Below are 22,097 nucleotides of genomic sequence, written 5' to 3' on the forward strand. Positions count from 1 at the left end.
GTTGCCGTCGACGGTCTTGAACTTCACCGCGAAGCCGCGCGGGTCGCGCTCGGTCTCCGGGCTCTCCTTGGCGCCGGCGACGGTGGAGAAGCGCACGAACATCGGCGTCTTCACGCCGGTCTCGGTGAGCACGCGGGCGCGGGTGTACTTGGAGGCCGGCTCGTCGCCGATCTTGCCGTAGGCCTCAAACCAGCCGTGGGCGCCGGCGCCGCGGGCGTGGACGACGCGCTCGGGGATACGCTCGCGGTCGAAGTGCGTGATCTTCTCGATGAACTGGTAGTTCTCGAGCGTCGCCGGGCCGCGCTCACCGACCGTCCGGGTGCTCTGGTTGTCCCGGACCGGATGGCCCTGGCGGGTGGTCAGGATCGGGCGTTGATCGCTCATGCGTATCGTCTCTCCGTTCAGCGAAGGCTCTCGGAGGCCGAGGCCAGCCTGGAACCGTTCTGGAAAAAGGTTATGACCCCGGCATGACCCCGAGGCAAATGCATCGTCACAAAGGTTCTGATAGATACAGCCTATGAATCTGGCTGGCCTCTCCCTCCGGGATCTCGAATATGTCGTCGCTGTGGCCGACGAAGGGCATTTCGGCCGGGCCGCCGAACGCTGCAATGTCAGCCAGCCGACGCTGAGCGTGCAGGTCCGCAAGCTGGAAACCGCGCTCGGCCTGACTTTGTTCGAGCGGTCGAACCGGCGGATCCTGCTGACCGAAGCGGGCCAAGCCATCATCCGGCAGGCGCGCGTCGTCCTGGCGGAGGCACAGCGGCTTCTGGCCCTCGCCAGGGAGGGCCGCGGCTCGCCGCTCACCGGGCGCCTCATCCTGGCGGCGATCCAGACGCTCGGCCCCTATTTCTTCCCGCTGGTGCTGCGGCCGCTGCGCGAGCAGTACCCGCTGCTGACGCTCTCTCTGTCGGAATCGCGGACCGCCGACATCGTCGAGGGCCTGCGCGACGGCCGCATCGACGCGGCCCTGGTCTCGCTTCCGCTGCCCTCCAACGGTCTCGCGGTCTCGCCGCTGTTCGTCGAGCCGTTCTGGCTCGCCTGCCCGGCCGAGCACGCCCTGGCCCGGGGCGGCGCGCTCTCGGCGACCGAGATCGCAGGGCCGGACCTGCTGCTGCTCGATGAGGGCAACTGTCTGCGCGACCAGACGATCGCGGCCTGCGGCGCCGGCTCGTCGGTCGGCCGCCATGCCACCAGCCTGGAGACGCTTCGCTCGATGGTGGCCGCCGGCGCCGGCTACACGCTGCTTCCGGCCCTCGCGGTGCCCGCCAGCCCCGATCCCAGCGGCCTGACGGTCACCCGGGCCTTCGATGTCGACGGTCCCGGCCGGACCATCGCGCTGGTCTGGCGGGCGAGCGATCCCCGCGCCGCGGGACTGGCGAACCTCGCCGCCTTCTTCCGGGCGCACGCGCCGCCCGGAACCGCGGCCTGCCGGGGCGACGACGCGGTGGCGTGAGCGGCGGTGTCGCGGGCACCTGGCCCCGCGGTGATGAAGACGGTCGCGCTTGGCGCGTCTATCAGGACTGATCAGGGCATGGGGAACGGGCCGATGCGGCGCAGGATGATCGGGGCAATTCTGGCGCTGCTCGCCCCCATCGGCGCCCACGCCGCGCCGACGGACAGCTTCGCCCGGATCGATCAGATCAACCGGGCCTCCCTGGTGATGACAGCCGAGACCGGTATCGTCCCGCGCCCCCTGGCCGCGACCATCGCCCGCGCGCTCGATCAGGTCGCCGCCGACGCCGCCAAGCCCAGCGCGGAACGGCCGGACGACTATCTCCGGATCGAGCCGCTGATCACCGCCATTGCTGGCCCGGAGGCGACCCGGATGCATTCGGGGCGCAGCCGCCAGGACATCATCCCGACGGTGCTGAAGCTGGAGCAGCGCGACCGCCTCCTCGCCCTTGCCCAGGCCCTGGACGAGACCCGTGGGGCCCTGCTGGCCGTAGCCGACCGCGAGGCCGACACGATCATTCCGGCCTATACAAACGGCGTGCAAGCCCAGCCGACGACGCTCGGCCACCTCTATCTCGGCTACGCGGCCGTGCTCGCCCGCGATGCGCAGCGCCTCCGCGAGGCCTGGGCGCGGCTCAACCTGTCACCCCTCGGCGCGGCCGCCCTCGGGACGTCGAGCTTCCCGGTGGACCGCAAGCGCCTGGCCGAGCTGCTCGGGTTCGATGCGCCCGTGGAGAACAGCTACGATGCCGGTCAGCTCGCGCCGATGGATATGGGCCTGGAATTGACCGGGCTTTCCGCGACACTCGCCACCACGGCCGGCAGCTTCGCGCAGGACCTCTACGCCCAGTATCATCAGACCCGGCCGTGGATCCTGCTGCGGGAGGGGGCGCTGACCGGGCCGAGCAGCATCATGCCGCAGAAGCGCAATCCCGTCGCCCTCTACGGCCTGCGCATGAAGGCGAGCGACGTGGTCGGGGCCGCGCAGGCCTTCGTCATCATGGCGCACAACGTCGATTCCGGGATGCCGGACTACAAGCGCAACCAGGCCGAGCCGCCGGGCCGGACGCTCGCCGAGGCCGCCGAGATGTGCCGGCGCTGGACCCGCGTGCTCGACGGGCTGGTCGTGGACCGGGCGCGGGCCGCCGACGAGGTCGCCGCCGACTATTCGACCACCACGGAACTCGCCGACACGCTTCAGCGCGAGGCGGACGTGCCGTTCCGGCTCGGCCACCACTTCGCCTCCGAGCTGGTGAGCTACGGCCGCAGCCACGATCTGCGGCCCGCCGATCTCCCGTTCGCGGAGGTGCGGCGGATCTACGCCGAGGCCGCCGCCGGGACGGGCCTGAAGCCGGACCTGCCCCTCGACGAGGCGCGCTTCCGGGCGGCCTTGTCGGCCCGGGGCATGATCGACGCGGCTGCGGGCCTCGGCGGCCCGCAGCCCGCGGAGGTCCGGCGCATGCTGGCCCGCGCCCGTGAGCGGCTTGAGGCCGATCGGGCATGGCGCGATGACCGCCGCAAGGGCCTGGCCGACGCCCGGGCACGCCTCGACACCGCCTTCGCCGCCCTGACCCACGAGCCCTGACGATTGCGCGGGGCGGCCGTGTCGAAACTCTGCCGTGACAGGGCCAATATTGCGCTATAGCGCGCGCCTGACGCCTGCCGTCTGAAGCGGGCCTCTCCCGATCGGTCGCCTTGCTCCCTCTCCGCATCCTCGGCCTCTGGGCCGCCCTCGCCGCCGCGTCCGCGGCCGTCTCATACGGCCTGATGCAGGCGCAGTTCCCGGCCGCGTTGCTGCTCGGGCCGATGATCGCGGCCATCGCGTTCGGGGTCGGCGGTTCGCGCCTCCGCGTACCCCGGGCCGCCTTCCAGGCCTCCCAGGCGGCGATCGGCTGCCTCGTGGCGCATGCGGTCACCGGGCAGATCGCCCAGACCCTGGTGGAGGACGGGCCGCTCATCGTCGCGGTCGTGCTGGTCACCGTCGCGGTCAGCGGCTTGGTCGGCTGGATCCTGACCCGCCTGCGCGTGCTGCCCGGGACCACCGCGGCTTGGGGATCGTCCCCCGGCGGCGCCTCCGCCATGGTCGCCATGGCCGAGGATTTCGGTGCCGATCCGCGCCTCGTGGCCTTCATGCAATACGTGCGCGTCGCGGCCGTGGTGTTCTCGGCCTCGCTGGCCGCCCGCTTCCTGATGGAGACGCCGGTTCCCGGGGCCTCGGCTGGCGTCGCCGAGGTGACCGGGCCGCTCTCCGTCTTCGCGACGCTGGCCGTCGCCATCGTGGGCGCGGGCGCGGCGCTCGCCCTGCGGGTGCCGGCCGGCGCGCAGGTCGGCCCGATGGTGCTCGGCAGCCTCCTCCACGCCACCGGGCTCGTGCGCATGGCGCTGCCGGTGCCCCTCCTCGAACTCGCCTATGCCTGCATCGGCATCTATGTCGGCCTGCGCTTCACCCGGGAGACGCTGCGCCTGACATTCACCGCCCTGCCCGGCATCCTGGCGGCGACCTTCTCGGTCATCGCCCTTTGCGCGGCCTGGGGCTGGGGGCTGACGCTGCTGCTGCCCATCGACCTGCTCACCGCAGTCCTCGCCACAAGTCCCGGCGGCCTCGATTCGGTGGCGATCATCGCTGTCGGCTCGAAGGCGGACGTCTCTTTCGTGCTGGCGGTCCAGACCCTGCGCCTGTTCGTGGTGCTGCTCACCGGTCCGCTGCTCGCCAAGTGGATCAGCCGGTCCGTGCCGGAGACCGCCATCCGATGAACGCCCTGGTTCTCGCCTTTCTGAATTCCTGGCGCGGCCTGCGCCACGGCGCGCGCACCGAGCGGGCCGTGCGGCAGGAACTCCTGCTCCTGGCTCTCGGCGTGCCGGTCGCCCTGTTCCTCGGCGCGACACTCTGGGTGCGGGTCGCCCTGATGGTCAGCCTGCTGCTGATGCTGGCCGCCGAATTCCTCAACACCGCCGTCGAGAAGCTCTGCGACCACGTCCATCCGGGGCATCACCCGATGATCGGTACGGTGAAGGACCTCGCCTCCGCCGGCACCTTCATGGCCCAGATGGCGGCGCTGCTCGTGTGGGTGGCGGCGCTGGTCGAGCGGCTGGGCTGACCTGCCGCGCGTGGGCGCGCTCGCATCCGCGGGCCGGAGGGTCTATCTGGCCGGCACAGCCCCGCGCATCGGCCGAGACTCCACACCGTGACGGACTACATCCGCAAGATCCTCACCGCCCGCGTCTACGACGTGGCGATCGAGAGCCCACTCGACCCGATGCCCCGGCTGACGCAGCGGCTCGGGCGGCCGGTCCTGCTGAAGCGCGAGGATCTCCAGCCGGTCTTCTCGTTCAAGCTGCGCGGCGCCTACAACAAGATGTCCGGCCTCAGTCCGGACCAGATCGCCCGCGGCGTCGTCTGCGCCTCGGCGGGCAACCACGCGCAGGGCGTGGCGCTGGCCGCCGCCAAGCTCGGGGCGCGCGCCGTGATCGTGATGCCGCGCACCACCCCGTCGATCAAGGTCGATGCCTGCCGGGCCCGGGGGGCCGAGGTCGTTCTGCACGGCGACGCCTTCGACGAGGCGCTCGCGCAGGCCAAGACCCTCGAGGCCGAGCAGGGCCTGACCTTCCTGCACCCCTTCGACGATCCCGACGTGATCGCCGGCCAGGGCACCATCGGCAAGGAGATCCTGGAGCAGCATACCGGCGCGATCGAGGCGATCTTCGTGCCGGTGGGCGGCGGCGGGCTCGCTGCCGGCGTCGCCACCTTCGTGAAGTATCTGCGGCCGGGCACCAAGGTGATCGGTGTCGAGCCGGAGGACGCCGCCTGCATGGCCGCGGCACTGGCGGCCGATACGCGGGTCAGCCTGCCCAGTGTCGGCCTGTTCGCCGACGGCGTCGCCGTGCGTCAGGCCGGCGAGGAGACCTTCCGGCTCTGCCGCGCGCATCTCGACGAGGTCATCACCGTCGATACCGACGCCATGTGCGCGGCGATCAAGGACATCTTCGACGACACCCGCGCGGTGTCGGAGCCCTCCGGGGCGCTGAGCCTCGCCGGCGCCAAGCTGTATGCCGAGCGCGAGGGCGGTGACGGCACGCTGATCGCCATCTCCTCGGGGGCGAACCTGAATTTCGACCGCCTGCGCCACATCGCCGAGCGCGCCGAGATCGGCGAGCAGCGCGAGGTCCTGATCGGCGTGACGATCCCCGAGCGCCCCGGCGCCTACCGCGCCTTCATCAACGCCCTCGGACCGCGGGCGATCACGGAATTCAACTACCGCCATGCGCCGGGCTCGGAGGCGCAGATCTTCGTCGGCATCAACGTCAGCGGCGGCAAGCGCGAGAAGCAGGCGCTGATCGCTTCGCTGCGCGAGGCCGGCTATCGCGTCCTCGACATGAGCGACAACGAGATGGCCAAGGTCCATGTCCGCTACATGGTCGGCGGCCGTGCCGTCGGGGTCGCGCACGAGCGGCTGTTCCGCTTCCAGTTCCCGGAGCGGCCGGGTGCGCTGATGAAGTTCCTCGACGCCCTCGGGCCGGATTTCGACATCACGCTGTTCCACTACCGCAACCACGGCGCCGATTACGGCCGGGTGCTCGCCGGGATCGCGGTGCCGCCGCCCGAGCGCGCCCGGTTCGACGCCGCCATCGACGCCCTCGGTTACCCGGCAACCGACGAGACCGAGAACCCGGCCTACCGCCTGTTCCTCGACGGCGAGGGCGCCGGGGCGGCCTGAGCCCCCTCAGCCCAGGCTGTCCCTGGGGGCTCTCGTCGCGCGCCTTCGAGCCACCTCGCTGTTCTCATGATCGAGGGGCAGAGTCGGGCACGGTCATTCCTCGGCCACCTCCACCGACGCGACATCGGGCATCGCCCGAAGCTTTGCCGCGATGGCCTCGAAGCTCGTCCGGGACAGACGCACGAACGTGATCGTCACCTCCTCGTGGTCCGAATCAGGACCCGGATGGACCGTGAAGGTCCGGACCCGTGAGGCCCGCTCGCCCGTCGCCGCCTGCACGGTGTCGAGCGACATCGCGCCTTTTCGGGCGGTCAGCCGGAGGGTCTGGGCGCGCATCCGGTCGCGCCAGCGCTGCTCGAAGGGCTTCACACCCGCCAGGATGCCGACGATGAGTGCCGTCGCGGCCAGGGCCGGCACGTAGAGGCCGCTGCCGATCGCCAGCCCGATCGCGGCCACCCCCCAGAGACTGGCCGCCGTGGTGAGACCCTTCACCACCTCGCCGCGCAGCAGGATCGTCCCCGCTCCGAGGAAGCCGATGCCGGAGACCACCTGCGCGGCTATTCGGGAGGGGTCGAGCACCACGTGGGCGGTGCCCAGCACGTCGGCGAATCCGAAGGCCGAGACCAGCATGATCAGGCAGGAGCCGACACAGACCAGCATGTGGGTCCGCAGGCCTGCGGCCCAGAGCAGGCGCTCGCGCTCCAGGCCGATCACGCTGCCGAACAGGGCCGCCAGCGCCAGCCGGGCCACCATCTCGCCGTTGCCGATCAGAGCCGCCTCCGTTTCTCCGCCCCGTGCGGATGGCGCGGATCCTTGCGGCTTTGCCGTGGGCGGATCAAGCGATCCCGAGGGCCGCCTTCTCGACTTCGTAAGCGGCCCGCACCGTGGCGGCCCCGTAGGACCGCTCCAGGCGCCGCACCGTGAAATGCGCGCGGGCGGCCGACTGGAAATGGTTCATGAAGGCCGTGTTGACCGCCGCCCCGCCGAAGGCGCCGAGGATCGGCACCGCCTGCGCGGCGACCTTCTGGGACACGACCAGACCGAAGCGCGCGGCGATCTGTGCGGTGAAGCGGATCAGCGCCGGGGCCGACTGGTCGAGGAGCGTTTTGCTGCCGGCATAGCGGGCCGCCTCCGACAGCGTCTTGGCCAGGGCCGCGCGGACGGCGAAGTAGCCGCTCTCGGTGAGCGCCGCGCCCGCCTCGGTCTCGGCCGTGGCCCGGCCGCCGAGGGCGAAGACCTGGACGCAGGCGAGCGCCCCCTCGGGGGTCTCGAGATCCTCGCCCTCCTCCCGGGCGATCTCGGCGATGGAGCGCAGCATCAGCGTGGTCGAGACCGGAAGCTCGACGGCCAGCGTCGCGAGGCCGAACGCGCCTCCGACCGCGCCGGACAGTGCCGCCATCGCCTTGTGCTTGGCGTCGCCCGAGCCGAGGAGCTGCGCGAACCGGCTCTCGGCCTTGGCGGCGACGGAACCGAGGCCCTCCCCTTCGGCCGGAACGAGTTCCCGGCGCGGCAGCGTCGCCAGGGCGACGCGCAGCGCCCCCCGCATGGCCGCCTCGGTGCTGCGGCTGACGGCTTCGGTGACCGGAGCCGGCAGCGATCGGCCGATGATGTCGAGGGGCGCGCCGGCCGCCGCGGAGAGCCGCCCCGCGAGGCTCGGACGCTCCAGCACCTGCACGGCGCGGCGCAGGGCGGCGAGGTCCGCGTCGCTCAGCGTCTTTTCTGGAGTCGCCGCCGGCAGCGTCTCGCCGGCTAAGGTGAGGTCGCTCGTGCTCATCCGTGAATCCCTGGATCTGTCGTGCTCACGCCGCCCCTGGCGCGCGCGCCGTGGTAGGAAGCTCGGGCCCCGGGATGCGGTTCCCCGCCTCCTGCGCATCCCGCGCCGGTGCCGCCGCGGCCTCCGCCTGCCCGGTCCTGCGCCCGACCGCGACGCAGAGCACCAGGACCGGGATACCCACGAGGGAGGTCATGACGAAGAAGGCCGGATAGCCGATCGCCGCGACCACGAAACCCGACGAGCCCGCGATCAGCTTGCCCGGCAGCGCGTAGAGCGAGGAGAACAGCGCGTACTGCGTCGCCGCGTAGGCCGGGCTGGTGAGGCTCGACATGTAGGCGATGAGCACGATGCCGGCGAAGGAGCCGCAGAAATTCTCGATCGAGATGGCGACCGTCAGGCGCCAGATCTCGGGCGCGCCGGCCGCCAGCCACGCGAAGGCGAGGTGCGAGGACGCGGCCAGGAAGGCGCCCAGCAGCAGCGTGGGGAACAGGCCGAGCCGGGCCAGGGCCCATCCGCCCGCGAACCCGCCCGCGATGCCGACCCAGATGCCGTAGAGCTTGGTGACGGTGGCGATCTCCTTCAGGTCGAAGCCCAGCGTCCGGTAGAGCGGGCTCGCCATCACGCCGGACAGGAAATCGGGGAGCCGGAACAAGGCCACGAGCAGGAGGATGCCCCAGAGCGCGCCGCCGAACCGGCCGTGCAGCTCGGTGAGCGGCTCCAGCACGGCGCGGCGCATCGACCAGAACCGGGAGCGGCCGGGCGTCTCCGCCTGAACCGTGCGAGGCCTGTCGAAGGCCGGGGCCAGCAGGGCGGCGATCATCCCGACCAGCATGAGCGCCGCCATGATCAGGTAGGCCAGCGTCCAGCCCCCCGCCGAGGCGATGAACAGCGCGCCCGCGCCGGCGGTGATCAGGCCGAGGCGGTAACCGAGGTTCGAGGTCGCCGCCAGGATACCCTGGAAGTCGCTGCCGGCGGCGTCGATGCGCCAGCCGTCGATCACCACATCCTGGCTCGCCGCGCAGAAGGCCACCAGGAAGGCCCCGAGTCCCAGGAGCGCGAGGTTGGTCTTCGGATCCGAGAAGGCCATCAGGGTCAGGCACAGGGCGACCGCGGCCTGCGTGGTCACCATCCAGGCCCGGCGGCGCCCGAGGCGGGCACTCAGCACCGGAACGTTCAGCCTGTCGATCGCGGGCGCCCAGAGGAACTTCAGCGAGTAAGGCAGCGCCACGTAGCTGAACAGGCCGATCGCCCGCACGTCGATGTCCGAGAAGGCGAGGCGGAGCGTGAAGGTGCCGAGGACCAGGAGCAGCGGCAGGCCCGAGGAGAATCCGAGAGCCAGCATGAGCACGATCCGCCGGTCCTCGACGATGTCGCGGAGCCGGAAGCGACGCATCGCCTGTGGCTGGTTCGCCATGGCATGGAACTCCTGAGCCTTCGTGGCCTTGATCTCGCGAAATCGTGGCAGCCTTACGCCGCACCGGTTTTCGCTGGATCGTGATGTGTTGCGCCTCAATCTTGGTAGAAGCTTGCTTAACGCGGTGTCCACGTCCCACGGATCGCGGCGTGTTGGAGGCGCCGCCGGACGAACGGGCACGCCGCCCAGTCGTGGAATGATGCGTTGAGTCTCCGATCCGAGTCCGCTCCGCCGTTGGCGAAGCTCGTCGACGCGTTCGCGCGCAGCCCGTCGCCCATGGTGATCACCGATGCCCGCGCTCCGGACAACCCGATCGCCTGGGCGAACGACGCATTCCTGCAGGTGACAGGCTACACCGCTGACGAGATCGTCGGGCGCAACTGCCGGATGCTGCAGGGTCCGGCCACCGACCGTTTCACGGTCGAGCGGATCCGCTCGGCCGTACAGGCCGCGGAGCCGATCTCCGTCGAGCTGCTCAACTACCGGAAGGACGGGACGACCTTCTGGAACGCGATGACCATCACGCCGGTGAACGACGCCGAGGGTCTCGCCTTCTTCTATGCCGCCCAGGCGGACATGACCTATGTCCACCAGATGGAAGTGTCGATGCGCGGCACCAACGACGAGCTGGAGCGCCTCGTCAACGCGCGGACCCAGGATCTGACCACCGCCCTTGAGCAGAAGACGGCCCTGCTGCACGAGGTTGATCACCGGGTTAAGAACAATCTTCAGGTGATTTCCTCGCTGATGCTGCTGAAGGCCCGGCGAACGCCCGAGGGCGAGGCGCGGGACGCGCTCCAGGGCATGGCCGAGCGGATCGGCGCGCTCTCGACAGCCCATCGGATGCTGTATTCCGAGGGCGACTGCACGCATTTCAACCTCGGCGACTTCGCGGCCGAGTTCCTGGCCGACATGAATGCCGGCCTGGATCCGGAGCGGCGCCGGGTCGAGGCCGACGTCGAGTCGATCGCCGTAGCTGCCGCGATGGCGGCGCCCCTGGCCCTGATGATCCACGAACTCACGGCAAACGCCCTGCGCCACGCCTTCCCGGGCGAGCGGGAGGGACGCGTGTCGATCGTCGCCCGCCGCACCGAGAGAGGGATGCATATGACGATTCGCGACGACGGCGTCGGTGTCGCCGCGGCGGCTCCGAATCCGGCCGGCTTCGGGCGAAATCTGGTGGAGATGGTGGTCCGGCAGATGCGCGGGACCATCGCCTGGGCGGATGCCGGTCCGGGCACGACCGTCGACATCGATATCCCGCTCCAGCAGCCGGCTTGAGAAATCGACGTGCAGGCTTCAAGCTCGGCGGCCACGGGGCCGGAGGACGATGAACGCATGGGGACCGGGAACGCCGCCGCGCTCCGCATCCTCGTGGTGGAGGACGAGGCCCTGATCGCCCTCGAGCTGGAATGCCTGCTGGACGATCTCGGGCATGTCACGGTCGGTGTCGCCGGCAACGCCACCGAGGCGATCGCCATGGGCCGCTCCACCGCGCCCGACGTTGCGCTCGTGGACATCCACCTCGTCGACGGTCCGACCGGAATCGACGTCGCCAGGGCGCTCTCGGCCGACCGACGCACCACGGTGGTGTTCATGACCGCCAACGCCAAGCGCATTCCGGCGGATTTCGCCGGGGCGATCGGCGTGATCGCGAAACCCTATTCCGAGCGCGTCGTGGCCAGCACCCTCGACTACGTGGCCGATCGCCGGGCCGGTCGCCACGGGCCGGCCTGTCCGGACGGGTTCTCGCCCGCGCCCGTCTGACGCGCGTCGAGGCGCGTCGCTACGGGGCTTCGCCGTCTCAGCTTCGCGTCGCTCGCTCGCGCTTCAACCGGTAGAGCGCATCCAGCGCTTCCCGCGGCGTCAGGGCGTCGGGGTCGATGGCGTCGAGGAGCGCGCCCAGCGGGTCCTCCTGCGGCGGCTCCGGCGGCGGTGGTGGCGCCAGGGCGGCAAAGAGCGGCAGGTCGTCGATCCGCGCGCGCGCGGGGCGGCCCATCTCGGCCTTCTCGAGACTCTTGAGGATCGCCCCGGCCCGGGTCACGACGCTGCCCGGCAGACCTGCGAGCCGCGCCACCTGCAGGCCGTAGCTGCGCTCGGCGACGCCGGGCACGACCTCGTGCAGAAACACGACGCCGTCCCGATGCTCGGCCACCTTCAGGGTCGCATTGTCCAGCCGCGCCAGCCGGTCACCGAGGGCGGTCAACTCGTGGAAATGCGTCGCGAAGAGCGCCCGACAGGCATTCACCTCGTGGAGATGCTCCAGGCACGCCCAGGCGATCGACAGGCCGTCGAAGGTCGCGGTGCCGCGGCCGATCTCGTCCAGGATCACCAGGGAGCGCCGGGTCGCCTGATTCAGGATCGCGGCGGTCTCGACCATCTCGACCATGAACGTCGACTGGCCACGGGCGAGGTCGTCCGCGGCGCCGACCCGGGAGAACAGCCGGTCGACCCGGCCGATGCGCGCCTCCGCAGCCGGCACGAAGGCGCCCATCTGGGCGAGCACGGCGATCAGCGCGTTCTGGCGCAGGAAGGTCGATTTGCCGCCCATGTTCGGGCCGGTGATCAGGCGGATCCGGCCGCGGGTATCGCCCGACAGGTCGCAATCATTGGCGATGAACGGCTCGCCCGCCCGGCGCAGAGCCGCCTCGACCACCGGATGGCGCCCGCCGACCACGACGAAGCTCAAGGACTCATCGACGACGGGCCGGCGCCAGTCGAGTTCGACGGCGAGTTCGGCGTGGCTCGCCGCCACATCGAGACCCGCGAGGGCCTCGGCCACCTCGGCGATGGCCTCGGCCTGAGCCAAGACGCGGGCCGCGAGGTCGTCGAAGACGGCCGCTTCCAGGGCGAGCGCCCGGTCGGAGGCGCCCGAGATCTTCGACTCGAGTTCGCCCAGTTCGACGCTGGTGAAGCGCATGGCGTCCACCATGGTCTGGCGGTGGACGAACTCGCTCTGGAGACCCTTCAGGCAGGCCTCGCCGACGGATTGCGGAACCTCGATGAAAAAGCCCAGGAGGTTGTTGTGCTTGATCCGCAGGGTGCGGCAGCCGGTCTGCTCGGCGTAGCGTGCCTGCAAGGCGGCGATCACCTTGCGGGAATCCTGACCCAGGGTCCGCGCCTCGTCGATCTCCGGATGATACCCCGCCCGCACGAAGCCGCCGTCGCGCCGGCTCAGCGGCAGATCGTCGGCCAGCGCCGCCGCCAGGGTGGCGATGAGGTCCGGGTTGGCCTCCGCCAAATGCTCGGCCAGCCGGGCGAGATCCTCCGGGAGGTCGGGAATCGCAGCGAGTCGGGCGCCGAGATCCGCCGCCACGGCGAGGCCGTCGCGGATGGCCGCGAGGTCGCGCGGTCCCGCACGGCCGAGGCCGGTTCGCGACAGCGCCCGGGCGAGGTCGGGGGCCCGCGCAAGGGCGTCGCGCAGGCTGCCGCGCAGGCGGCCGTCCTCGACCAGATGGGCCACCGCCGCGTGCCGCCGGGTAATGGCGTCGAGATGGGTGAGCGGGCCGGCCAAGTGCTCGGCCAGCAGCCGGGCACCATTTGCCGTCACGGTCCGGTCGATCGTGGCGAGCAGGCTTCCCGTCCGCTCGCCCGACAGGGTGCGGGTGAGTTCGAGATTGGCGCGCGTCGCCGCATCGATCGCCAGGGTCGCGCCGCCATCCTCGCGGGTCGGAACCGTGAGCGGTGGTCGCGCGGCGAGCTGCGTGCGGCCGATGTAGAGCAGCGCGGCCCCGGCCGCCGCGATCTCGGCCCGGGTGAATTGGCCGAACCCCTCCAGGGTCGAGACCCCGTACTGCTCGCGCAGGCGCCGCTCGGCGGCCGCGGGCTCAAGCTCGGCCTGGGCCAGGGGCACGATCGCGGCGCGGCTCTCCTGCCAGATCCGCGCGAGGGCCGGATCGGCGTGGATCGCCTCCGACAGGACGATCTCCCGCGGGTCGTGCCGGGCAATGGCACCGGACAGGTCGCCGCCCGCGACCTCGCTCAAGGAGAAGCGGCCGGTGGAGATGTCCACCGCGGCGAGGCCGTAGGCGACGGCACCCTCACCGGTCTTCCGGCGGCCGATCGCCAGGAGCAGGTTCGCCCGGGCCGGGTCGAGGAGCCGATCCTCGGTGATCGTGCCGGGGGTGACGAGCCGCACGACCTCGCGGCGGACCACGGATTTCGGCCCACGCTTCTTGGCCTCGGCCGGATCCTCGGTCTGCTCACAGACCGCCACCCGGTGACCGAGGGCGATGAGGCGATTCAGATAGTCGTCGGACCGGTCGACCGGCACGCCGCACATCGGGATCTCGCTGCCCGCGTGCTTGCCGCGCTTCGTCAGGACGATGCCGAGCGCCCGGGACGCGATCTCCGCATCCTCGAAGAACAGCTCGTAGAAGTCGCCCATCCTGTAGAACAGGAGACAGTCCGGATTCGCAGCCTTGATCTCGATGTATTGCGCCATCATCGGCGTGGCGCCGGCCGGGTCCAGACCGGGCGTGGGCGTCGTATCGGCGGCGGGGCGGACGGCGGTTCGGGCCATGCCGCCTCTTAGCAGAGCGTCGACGGCGAATCAGGCCGCTCAAGCCGACGCAGCTGGGGAGAAGGCGTATCGCCGGTGGATGGCGCCCGGATCCGACGCACGCAGCGCGGGTCCGAGCGCCGTTAGGAACTCAGTGGCGCGGGCCGCCCGTGGTGTTGCCGAGCTGCTGCTGGTAGCCGGGGCGCGACGGATTGCGGGCGTTCGGGTCGCCGTGGCGCATCGTGTTCATGCGCCGCATCCGGCGGTGGTGCCGGGCCGAGTGATGGCGGTGCATGCGGTAATGCCGATGCATCGCAACGGTCTCGACCATATCAGATCCCGCCAGACCGGGCTGCGCCATCGCCGGCGCGGCCTGCGACGCGACGGTTCCGGCCAGAAGGCCACCGAAGACCACACCCGCGGTTAGAAAAGAACGAACAGACATCGTGGAGTAGCTCCGATCAGCTTCTATGAGCCACCAGCTAAGAAACAAGTGATCGTAATGTTCCGGATCAGGGCGTTAAAAATAATACCCATTCTTTGGTTGGCGTGCGGACCGATGCGGCAGCCGTCGCGTCTCCGGGCGGGACGGTGCCGGGATCGGCGATACCCGTCCGTGCATTGATTTCGGCTCTCACCTCAGCCCGGGCGGCGGGCGAGAAGCCGTGTTCGCTCGGTGGTTCAGAACACGGGTTCAGCACAGGGGTTCAGCACAGGAAGGTGCGGAGTTCGGCGCTGACCGAAGCGGGTTCCTCATGCGCCAGCCAGTGGCTGGCCTGCGCGTACCATTGGATGCGCCCCGCGTCGCAGAGAGCGAGACTGGCTTCCGCCAAGCCGGATTGCAGCGCGGTGTCCCGTCGCCCCCAGAGGATCAACGCCGGGACGCGGACCCGGGGCGGCCGCGCCCGGGGAAGTCGCACCAGGGCCCGGTACCAGTTCAGCATGCCGGTCATCGCGTCCGGCTGCAGCCACGCCTCGACGTAGCGGTCGAGGTCGGCCTGCGCGAAGGCGCCGGGGCGGCTTGTGGTCGTCAGCGCGCGGCGCAGGGCCCGGCAGCGATCGGCCGTGAGCAGCCGTTCGGGCAGGTGCGGGATCTGGAACAGGCCGACATAGGTGCTGCGCAGCCACTGGCCCGGATGGTGCCGCATGTAGGTGCCGACCACGGCGGGATGCGGCGCGTTGAGGATCGCCAGCCGGTCGATCCGCTCGGGATGGCGGCTCGCCACCCACCACGCGACGAGGCCGCCCCAATCATGGCCGACCAGGCGGACCGTGGGAGCGCCATAGGCGTCAGCCAGGGCCAGAACGTCGCCTGCCAGACGATCCAGGTGATAGGCGGCGATCCCCGCGGGCTTGTCGCTGAGGCCGTAGCCGCGCTGGTCCGGCGCGATCACCCGCAGACCCGCCTCGGCGAGAGGCCCGATCTGATGGCGCCAGCCGAACCAGAATTCGGGAAAACCGTGCAGCAGGATGGTCGGCGGTCCTGTCTCGGGACCCGCCTCGGCCACGTTCAGGCCCACCTCCGGCAACTCGACACGGCGCAACCTCACACCCGCGACGGTCATGTTCTCGTGCGCTCCGTCCTGCCCGCCTTGCCGGCGGCGGGAAACGCCTCCGCGTCCAGATCCGATCCGCTCAGAAGCCGAGCGCGCCGCAGGTTTCCGCCTCAGGCGAGAGCTGGTCGCGCAGGCGCTCCGGCGCAGTCCGGGTCCAGAGGCACAGGAGGACGAAGGCGGCCCCGTGCAGGAGGGCGTGCGGTGCGGAGCGATCGTCCGGAGCGGTCCGGTCCCGCTCGGAACCGGTCACGGTGTCGGTCGGAGGCGTCGCAGTGTGGGGCATGGCTCTGATCTCCAAAGGACATCCTGCAGGAGACATCGTCACCGAATGCCCGGAGTTACAGGGCCGAGGGACCCGCGCGTGCGCCGCCGCACGCGGACATCTCAGCGCACCGGGTCCAGCCAGCGCGCGAGCCTCCCGGTCGCAAGGCCGGCGCGGGTTTCCCGGTAGCCGAGTTCCGCCGATTCGCGGAAGCGCGACCAGGCGCGCAGATCGATGCCGGAGAGCTGGGGCTTGAGCACGGCGGTCGCGTGCGCCGCCGCCATCAGGCTCTGGGCGTCGCTCGACACGGTGGCGGCGCGCAGCAGCAGCGGTGCCAGACCCGGCATCGCCAGCGGCGAGCCGATCAGCTTGCGTACGAGCCGGCCGCTCCAGCCGCGCTGCGGCATGTCCTGGAACGCCCGGTCGGTCCCGACATCGACGGCCAGAACCGGTCCGCGCTCCAGCCCGGCGGCGACATCCGCCGGCAGGTTGTTCATCATGCCGCCATCGACCAGGACGCCCTCGTCGCAGAGCACCGGCGGCAGGAGGCCGGGAATCGCGATGCTGGCCCGCAGGGCTTTCGGCAGGTCGCCCGAGCGATGCACCATGGTGCTGCCGGTGGTCAGGTTCGACGAGACGCAGAAGAACGGCAGCCAGAGATCCTCGATACACACCCCCCCGTAACGCGCCGCGAGACCGGTATCGACCTTGGCGCCGCGGGTCAGGGCGTGCAGCGGCAGCGTGTAGTCGTTGATCGGATTGCTGGTGGCGAAGAACGCCTCGATCTGCGCCTGGATCTCCGCGACGTTCCAGCCCATGGCGAGGCTCGCCGCGATGATCGCGCCCATGCTGGTCCCGCCGACGAAATCCGGCGTGCAGGCGACCTCGTCGAGGGCCTTCAGCACCCCGAGATGGGCCAGCCCGCGCGCTCCGCCCCCGCCGAGGACGAGGCCCCGTGCGGCGCCGCTGGCGAGCCGGGCGAGGCGATGCAGATCGCCCCGATTGCCGTCTCGGAGCTGGATTCGCATCGCCGCAGGCAGGGCGGCGACCTCCGGATGCAGGGGCTTCGGGCGCCGGGCCGCCGGATCCTGGCGGACGACGAGATCCATCCGGATCCAATCGGAGCGGACCCGGTCGAGATAGGCTGCCGCGCTGGGCCGCGGCGGCGCGCCGGGCTCGGCCAGGAGCAGGACGTGGTCGCCGCGCCGCTGGCTCTGCCGGCACCAGGGGCAGTCGATGTCGTGCGCTGAGAAGATCGTGCGCGCATGGCCGCCCTCGAAGGCCTGGAACCAGGCCTCGTCAGCCCCCTCCGGCCAGTCGGTGAGACAGCCGGTTGCGCCGGGCAGCAGGGCGTCGAAGGCGCCGGCGAGTTGCCGCGCAACATGAGCAGGATCGGGCCCCTCCGTCACGGCCAGGATCGTGAAGATTCGCGGCGCATGGTGGACCGAATGGCCGTCGTAGATCGCCCGCAGGCGGTCGGCGAGCATCCGGGCGAAGTAGAGGAGCGTATGCGGATGCTCGGCGATGACCGCCTCGAAGGCATCCCGGGTGAGCCGCAGGAGATGCGAATCGCGCAGGGCCACCACGGTGGCCGCCCGCGGAGCGTCCGACAGCAGGGCCATCTCGCCGAAGGTTTCGGGCGGGCGCAGGCGCGCGATCCGGGTCGGCCGCCCGGCGTGGTCGCGGGTGGAGACGCCGACCACGCCGGAGACGAGCGTGTAGAGGGCGTTTCCGGTCTCGCCCTGCTCGAACAGGATCCGGCCACCCGGAACCGCAACCGGCACCATGCGGGCCCGAACGGCCGCGACCGCCGCCGCGTCGAGCCCGGCCAGGAACGGGATCTCGGGGGCGCTCACCCTGCCACCGCCGCGGCGATCGTCTGGCGCAGCCCTGGCGACACATTGAGCCCCATCGTTCCGTCCCCCCTCCCCGTCCGGCGCGCGACGCGCCACCATAGAGCAGGCGTCCCGTCGCTCCGCACCGTGACCGCGGCGCGCATCTGAAACGCTGATCTCTTCGCGCCGCGCCGGCCATCCGCTACAGGCGGAGCAACGCCGGAACCGGGAGGAACGCATGTCGACGGCTGAGCGAATCGCGATCGTGACCGGGGCTGGGACGGGGGTCGGCAAGGCTGCCGCCCTGGCCCTCGCCGGCGCCGGATGGCGCGTCGTGCTTTCGGGGCGGCGTCGGGAGCCCCTGGACGACGTCGCGGCGCAGATCGGCGACGGGGCTCTCGCGGTGCCCACCGACGTGACCGATCCCGACTCGATCGCCGCCCTGTTCGCCCGCACGCGGGCGGAATTCGGCCGCCTCGACCTGCTGTTCAACAATGCCGGCATCGGCGCCCCGGCGGTTCCGCTGGAGGATCTGCCGCTCGAGACTTGGCGGCAGGTGGTCGATACCAACCTCACCGCCCTGTTCCTGTGCACGCAGCATGCCTTTCGGATCATGCGCGATCAGAATCCCCGGGGCGGCCGGATCATCAACAACGGCTCGATCTCGGCGCACGCGCCCCGGCCGAATTCCATCGCCTACACGGCGACCAAGCACGCCGTGACGGGGCTGACCAAGGCGACATCCCTGGATGGGCGCGCCTATGACATCGCCTGCGGACAGATCGACATCGGCAATGCCGACACGCCCATGGGCGGAAAGATGAAGGCCGGTGTCCCGCAGGCGGACGGCTCCCTGCGTGCCGAGGCGGTGATGGATCCCGACCATGTGGGTCAGGCGGTGCTCTCAATGGCGAGCCTGCCGCTGGAGGCGAACGTGCAGTTCATGACGATCATGGCCACCAAGATGCCGTTCGTCGGGCGCGGCTGAGCCGCCCCGGATTCGCAACGGTCGGCCGCCGTCGATGGGCGGCCCCGGTCATGCCGGTGCTGTCCAGGTACGCCTCCTGCGGTGCGTTTGCAGCGCTGTGCCCAGATCCGACCCGACATGGTCGCGCCGGTCGCTCCGCGGCCCCATGGTCGAGCCGCGTTCCAGGGGCGGATCGCGATCGCGGCCGCCGGAACGTCGCTGATCGCGCGAAGCACGCACAGCGCGTTGCGCATGAAGGCGACCCCTGAATCGATCCGGCGAGCCGGCCGGGCCGATCACGTCGTCGCAATCTTCGCCCTGTCCGGTCGGGATGCCGCCCAGCACGGCGACAGCGAAGCGGTGACCCCGACCGGCGACCTCGTCGTGTCCGATGGTCGCCCGATCGTGGCCGAGAGGCGGCCGTCAGCGCCCTGATACTCGACCTGCCGCGCAAGGCTCTCGCGCCCGGCACAGCCACGTATTTTTGACGCGCAAAGCCAGGCGGGCCGATTGACGGCACAATTCATAACTCATACAAATTGGTCGCGAAAAACGGGTTGGGTGCAGCCAATTCCATAGGAGAGGAGATCGCGCGTCACGCGCGCTGACGTCGGAGGTTCCGGGAGGCGACCTTTTGAAGAGCCCGATGTCCAGTTAAAAATTCTCAATGGGTCCGGCGAATAGATATGTGCAGTCGTTTCTCGCGCCACATGTCGGCTGTGTCGCAGTGGACGGCCGGTTGCATCGGCGTTTGTACCAATAAAACGGTTCGTTGAGTTCGTATTTCGCGATCTCGGCAAAGCGAGATCGTCAATTTGATCGCATAAATATAACGATAAGGAGGGGGAAAATCATGATCGTCAAGCAGTGGATTTCCGGGATAGCCAAGAAGAAATCGCGCTCCGGACCGTCAATCCTGAGTGCTGCGCTTCTGGGGGCGCTCGCCGTGACATCGGCACAGGCCGCGGGCAGCGATCCCATCGGTGTCGCCATGCCGACGAAATCCTCCCAACGCTGGATCGACGACGGCAACAACATCGTCCGATTGCTGAAGGCCAAAGGCTACAAACCCGACCTGCAATACGCGGACGACGACATCCCGACGCAGCTCGCCCAGATCGAGAACATGCTCACCAAGGGGGCAAAGATCTTGGTGGTCGCCTCCATCGACGGCACGACCCTGAGTGATGTCCTGGCCAAGGCGCATGAACGGGGCGTCACGGTCATCGCCTATGACCGGCTGATCAAGGGAACGCCGAACGTTGATTACTATGCGACTTTCGACAACTATAAGGTAGGCGTCCAGCAGGCCACGTCGATTGTCGACGCCCTCGGACTGAAGGAGGGCAAGGGGCCCTTCAACATCGAGCTGTTCGGCGGTTCGCCCGACGACAATAACGCATACTTTTTCTACGACGGCGCCCTGTCGGTGCTGAAACCCTACCTGGATTCGAAGAAGCTCGTGGTCCGCTCGGGCCAGTTCGGCATGGACAAGGTCTCGATCCTGCGGTGGGATCCGGCGACTGCCCAGGCCCGGATGGATAACCTGCTCTCGGCCTATTACGGCACCGCGCATCTCGATGCCGTGCTGTCGCCCTATGACGGCATCTCCACGGCCATCCTCTCCTCGGTCAAGAGCGTGGGCTACGGGTCCGGCGGTGTGACGTTGCCGGTGGTCAGCGGCCAGGATGCCGAGCTGCAATCGGTCAAGTCGATCATCGCGGGCGAGCAGACGGCCACGATCTTCAAGGACACCCGGGATCTGGCGAAAGTGACGGTGGCGATGATCGACGCCATCGAGGCTGGCCAGCAGCCCGAGGTCAACGACGTGAAGACCTACAACAACGGCAAGAAGATCGTCCCGTCCTACCTGCTGACGCCGGTGATCGTCACCAAGGCCAACTGGAAATCGGCCCTCGTCGATACGGGCTACTACAGCCTCGACCAGCTCAAGTGATCGAAGCCTGGCCGGAGCCCGCCGGCTCCGGCGATTCCCATCCTCGCGCCGCACGAGCCGGCGCGGGGGCCGAAGGTGCAGTCCGAGCTGGTAGGCGTCGCATGCAGCCCGTCCTCGAAATGCGGGGGATCTCCAAGACCTTCCCCGGCGTGAAGGCCCTCGACGACGTCAACCTCACCGTCGAGCCCGCCGAGATCCTCGCCCTCGTTGGCGAGAACGGTGCCGGGAAATCGACGCTGATGAAGGTTCTGAGCGGCGTCTATCCCCACGGATCCTACGCGGGCTGCATCACCTATGAGGGCCGGCCCGGCCAGTTCCGGAACATCTCCGACAGCGAGCGCCTCGGAATCGTCATCATCCACCAGGAACTGGCCCTGGTCCCCTATCTGTCGATCGCCGAGAACATCTTCCTCGGCAACGAGCCGGCCCGCTTCGGGATCATCGACCGGGGCCGGGTTTCCGCCCGGGCGCGTGAGCTGATGGCGATGGTGGGCCTCGATGAGAGCCCCGACACCCTCGTCACCCATCTCGGTGTCGGCAAGCAGCAACTCGTGGAGATCGCCAAGGCGCTCTCCAAGGAGGTCAAGCTGCTGATCCTCGATGAGCCGACCGCGAGCCTCAGCGAGACGGACAGCGAAGCCCTGCTGCAGCTTCTGCTGCGCTTCAAGGCGCAGGGCATCGCCTCGATCCTGATCTCCCACAAGCTCAACGAGATCGCGAAGGTAGCCGACCGGATTACCGTCCTGCGCGACGGCACCACCGTCGAGACCCTCGACTGCCGCAGCGGCGCGGTCGACGAGGACCGCATCATCCGGGCCATGGTCGGTCGCACGCTAGAGAACCGCTATCCGGTGCGGACGCCGCGGATCGGCGACCTTCTGATGGAGGTCTGCGGCTGGACCGTTCACCACCCGCTTCACGGCGATCGCGCGGTGGTGCGCGACGTCAGCCTGACCCTGCGCAGGGGCGAGATCGTCGGGATCGCCGGCCTGATGGGCGCGGGCCGAACGGAACTCGCCATGAGCCTCTTCGGCCGCTCCTACGGTCAGGGCGTCCGCGGCAACGTCCGGATCGACGGTGCCGAAGTCGACGTCTCGACGATCGACCGGGCGATCGCTGCGGGCATCGCCTATGTGACCGAGGACCGCAAGCAGCTCGGGCTCGTGCTGGGCGAGGACATCGCCCGGAACACCACCTTGGCGAACCTTCCGAAAATCTCCACCGCGACGGTGATCGACGAGGAGGCCGAGCAGCGGGTCGCCGGCGGCTATCGCACCAAGATGCGCATCCGCTCCTTCGGGGTGACGCAGCAGACCGTCAATCTGTCCGGCGGCAACCAGCAGAAGGTCGTGCTGAGCAAGTGGCTGTTCACCCAGCCCGAGGTGCTGATCCTCGACGAGCCGACCCGGGGCATCGATGTCGGAGCCAAGTACGAAATCTACAGCATCATCAACGGACTGGCCGACGACGGGCGCGGTGTCCTGATGATCTCTTCGGAGATGCCGGAGCTGCTCGGCCTCTGCGACCGCATCTACGTCATGAACGAGGGACGCTTCGTTGCCGAGTTCTCGCGCGCCGAGGCCAGCCAGGAAGCGATCATGCGCGCGATCATGCGCTCCAAGGGCCTGAACGGATGACCGACATCACGATGAGCAAGTCCATGC

Annotated in this window: 20 protein-coding genes; 11 read left to right on the top strand and 9 right to left on the bottom strand. The window is 69.8% G+C overall.

The window, feature by feature from the left end; genetic code table 11:
• On the bottom strand, nucleotides 1-384 hold a 384-nt coding region (locus PQI07_RS37020), incomplete at its 3' end, for a catalase (protein ID WP_274929355.1).
• 133 nt (nucleotides 385-517) lie between these two features.
• Here PQI07_RS37020 and PQI07_RS37025 point away from each other — a divergent pair.
• From PQI07_RS37025 to ilvA, 5 genes are all read left to right on the top strand, one after another.
• Nucleotides 518-1,453 (top strand): LysR substrate-binding domain-containing protein, encoded by a 936-nt coding sequence (locus PQI07_RS37025; protein WP_274929356.1) that lies wholly within the window; start codon nucleotides 518-520, stop codon nucleotides 1,451-1,453.
• Between the two features lie 93 nt (nucleotides 1,454-1,546).
• Nucleotides 1,547-3,037, top strand: a complete 1,491-nt coding sequence (locus PQI07_RS37030; protein ID WP_274929357.1) for an argininosuccinate lyase — start codon at nucleotides 1,547-1,549, stop codon at nucleotides 3,035-3,037.
• A 110-nt stretch (nucleotides 3,038-3,147) separates the two neighbouring features.
• On the top strand, nucleotides 3,148-4,206 hold the full coding sequence (locus PQI07_RS37035; protein WP_053609984.1) for an AbrB family transcriptional regulator: 1,059 nt from the start codon (nucleotides 3,148-3,150) through the stop codon (nucleotides 4,204-4,206).
• A complete protein-coding gene (locus PQI07_RS37040; protein WP_043356538.1) occupies nucleotides 4,203-4,550 on the top strand; it encodes a diacylglycerol kinase in 348 nt (115 codons plus the stop codon). Before PQI07_RS37035 ends, PQI07_RS37040 begins: the two co-directional genes overlap by 4 nt.
• 24 nt (nucleotides 4,551-4,574) lie before the next feature.
• A complete protein-coding gene (ilvA, locus tag PQI07_RS37045) occupies nucleotides 4,575-6,167 on the top strand; it encodes a threonine ammonia-lyase, biosynthetic (protein WP_075379635.1) in 1,593 nt (530 codons plus the stop codon).
• A 93-nt stretch (nucleotides 6,168-6,260) separates the two neighbouring features.
• Here the strand turns inward: ilvA and PQI07_RS37050 are convergent, their stop codons facing one another.
• From PQI07_RS37050 to PQI07_RS37060, 3 genes are all read right to left on the bottom strand, one after another.
• Complete coding sequence (locus PQI07_RS37050; RefSeq protein ID WP_111474219.1) at nucleotides 6,261-6,920, bottom strand: MgtC/SapB family protein; 660 nt, start codon at nucleotides 6,918-6,920, stop codon at nucleotides 6,261-6,263.
• Nucleotides 6,921-7,002: 82 nt separating this feature from the next.
• On the bottom strand, nucleotides 7,003-7,941 hold the full coding sequence (locus PQI07_RS37055; protein ID WP_043383350.1) for an EcsC family protein: 939 nt from the start codon (nucleotides 7,939-7,941) through the stop codon (nucleotides 7,003-7,005).
• Nucleotides 7,942-7,966: 25 nt separating this feature from the next.
• A complete protein-coding gene (locus tag PQI07_RS37060) occupies nucleotides 7,967-9,355 on the bottom strand; it encodes an AmpG family muropeptide MFS transporter (RefSeq protein WP_043383348.1) in 1,389 nt (462 codons plus the stop codon).
• A 234-nt stretch (nucleotides 9,356-9,589) separates the two neighbouring features.
• On the opposite strand from PQI07_RS37060, the gene PQI07_RS37065 reads away from it, so the two are divergent.
• The gene (locus PQI07_RS37065; protein WP_274929358.1) at nucleotides 9,590-10,636 is read left to right on the top strand and encodes a histidine kinase dimerization/phosphoacceptor domain -containing protein; all 1,047 of its coding nucleotides are present in this window, start codon (nucleotides 9,590-9,592) and stop codon (nucleotides 10,634-10,636) included.
• Nucleotides 10,637-10,693: 57 nt separating this feature from the next.
• A complete protein-coding gene (locus PQI07_RS37070; RefSeq protein ID WP_043356529.1) occupies nucleotides 10,694-11,122 on the top strand; it encodes a response regulator in 429 nt (142 codons plus the stop codon).
• Between the two features lie 37 nt (nucleotides 11,123-11,159).
• Here the strand turns inward: PQI07_RS37070 and mutS are convergent, their stop codons facing one another.
• The 5 genes from mutS to PQI07_RS37095 form a co-directional block, all read right to left on the bottom strand.
• Complete coding sequence (mutS, locus tag PQI07_RS37075; RefSeq protein ID WP_043356527.1) at nucleotides 11,160-13,877, bottom strand: DNA mismatch repair protein MutS; 2,718 nt, start codon at nucleotides 13,875-13,877, stop codon at nucleotides 11,160-11,162.
• A 130-nt stretch (nucleotides 13,878-14,007) separates the two neighbouring features.
• On the bottom strand, nucleotides 14,008-14,301 hold the full coding sequence (locus tag PQI07_RS37080) for a hypothetical protein (protein WP_043755719.1): 294 nt from the start codon (nucleotides 14,299-14,301) through the stop codon (nucleotides 14,008-14,010).
• Between the two features lie 262 nt (nucleotides 14,302-14,563).
• Nucleotides 14,564-15,421, bottom strand: coding sequence for an alpha/beta fold hydrolase (locus PQI07_RS37085; protein WP_043755716.1), 858 nt, complete (start codon nucleotides 15,419-15,421; stop codon nucleotides 14,564-14,566).
• A 70-nt stretch (nucleotides 15,422-15,491) separates the two neighbouring features.
• Nucleotides 15,492-15,695, bottom strand: coding sequence for a hypothetical protein (locus PQI07_RS37090; RefSeq protein ID WP_043356522.1), 204 nt, complete (start codon nucleotides 15,693-15,695; stop codon nucleotides 15,492-15,494).
• 101 nt (nucleotides 15,696-15,796) lie between these two features.
• The gene (locus tag PQI07_RS37095; protein ID WP_274929359.1) at nucleotides 15,797-17,530 is read right to left on the bottom strand and encodes a patatin-like phospholipase family protein; all 1,734 of its coding nucleotides are present in this window, start codon (nucleotides 17,528-17,530) and stop codon (nucleotides 15,797-15,799) included.
• A gap of 217 nt (nucleotides 17,531-17,747) precedes the next feature.
• Between PQI07_RS37095 and PQI07_RS37100 the strand changes: the two genes are divergently transcribed.
• The 4 genes from PQI07_RS37100 (at nucleotide 17,748) to mmsA (ending at nucleotide 22,070) form a co-directional block, all read left to right on the top strand.
• Nucleotides 17,748-18,497, top strand: coding sequence for an SDR family oxidoreductase (locus tag PQI07_RS37100; protein WP_043356518.1), 750 nt, complete (start codon nucleotides 17,748-17,750; stop codon nucleotides 18,495-18,497).
• Nucleotides 18,498-18,614: 117 nt separating this feature from the next.
• Nucleotides 18,615-18,911, top strand: a complete 297-nt coding sequence (locus PQI07_RS37105; protein WP_274929360.1) for a hypothetical protein — start codon at nucleotides 18,615-18,617, stop codon at nucleotides 18,909-18,911.
• Nucleotides 18,912-19,329: 418 nt separating this feature from the next.
• Entirely contained in the window at nucleotides 19,330-20,433 is a 1,104-nt protein-coding gene (gene chvE / locus PQI07_RS37110) for a multiple monosaccharide ABC transporter substrate-binding protein (RefSeq protein WP_274929373.1), read from the top strand.
• Nucleotides 20,434-20,534: 101 nt separating this feature from the next.
• Nucleotides 20,535-22,070: a multiple monosaccharide ABC transporter ATP-binding protein gene (gene mmsA, locus PQI07_RS37115; RefSeq protein ID WP_274929361.1), complete on the top strand. Its 1,536-nt coding sequence runs from the start codon at nucleotides 20,535-20,537 to the stop codon at nucleotides 22,068-22,070.
• The last annotated feature ends 27 nt before the right edge of the window (nucleotides 22,071-22,097 follow it).

This window comes from Methylobacterium sp. 092160098-2 (assembly GCF_028920805.1).
Taxonomy (GTDB): Bacteria; Pseudomonadota; Alphaproteobacteria; order Rhizobiales; family Beijerinckiaceae; genus Methylobacterium; species Methylobacterium fujisawaense.

Excerpts from the sequence above, each read along its gene's own strand:
- PQI07_RS37090 (WP_043356522.1), bottom strand. The coding sequence starts at position 15,695 with ATGCCCCACACTGCGACGCCTCCGACCGACACCGTGACCGGTTCCGAG.
- PQI07_RS37080 (WP_043755719.1), bottom strand. The coding sequence starts at position 14,301 with ATGTCTGTTCGTTCTTTTCTAACCGCGGGTGTGGTCTTCGGTGGCCTT.
- PQI07_RS37025 (WP_274929356.1), top strand. The coding sequence starts at position 518 with ATGAATCTGGCTGGCCTCTCCCTCCGGGATCTCGAATATGTCGTCGCT.
- PQI07_RS37100 (WP_043356518.1), top strand. The coding sequence starts at position 17,748 with ATGTCGACGGCTGAGCGAATCGCGATCGTGACCGGGGCTGGGACGGGG.
- PQI07_RS37050 (WP_111474219.1), bottom strand. The coding sequence starts at position 6,920 with ATGGTGGCCCGGCTGGCGCTGGCGGCCCTGTTCGGCAGCGTGATCGGC.
- mmsA (WP_274929361.1), top strand. The coding sequence starts at position 20,535 with ATGCAGCCCGTCCTCGAAATGCGGGGGATCTCCAAGACCTTCCCCGGC.
- chvE (WP_274929373.1), top strand. The coding sequence starts at position 19,330 with ATGATCGTCAAGCAGTGGATTTCCGGGATAGCCAAGAAGAAATCGCGC.
- PQI07_RS37060 (WP_043383348.1), bottom strand. The coding sequence starts at position 9,355 with ATGGCGAACCAGCCACAGGCGATGCGTCGCTTCCGGCTCCGCGACATC.
- PQI07_RS37055 (WP_043383350.1), bottom strand. The coding sequence starts at position 7,941 with ATGAGCACGAGCGACCTCACCTTAGCCGGCGAGACGCTGCCGGCGGCG.
- PQI07_RS37040 (WP_043356538.1), top strand. The coding sequence starts at position 4,203 with ATGAACGCCCTGGTTCTCGCCTTTCTGAATTCCTGGCGCGGCCTGCGC.
- PQI07_RS37105 (WP_274929360.1), top strand. The coding sequence starts at position 18,615 with ATGGTCGCGCCGGTCGCTCCGCGGCCCCATGGTCGAGCCGCGTTCCAG.
- PQI07_RS37030 (WP_274929357.1), top strand. The coding sequence starts at position 1,547 with ATGCGGCGCAGGATGATCGGGGCAATTCTGGCGCTGCTCGCCCCCATC.
- mutS (WP_043356527.1), bottom strand. The coding sequence starts at position 13,877 with ATGGCCCGAACCGCCGTCCGCCCCGCCGCCGATACGACGCCCACGCCC.
- PQI07_RS37070 (WP_043356529.1), top strand. The coding sequence starts at position 10,694 with ATGGGGACCGGGAACGCCGCCGCGCTCCGCATCCTCGTGGTGGAGGAC.
- PQI07_RS37085 (WP_043755716.1), bottom strand. The coding sequence starts at position 15,421 with ATGACCGTCGCGGGTGTGAGGTTGCGCCGTGTCGAGTTGCCGGAGGTG.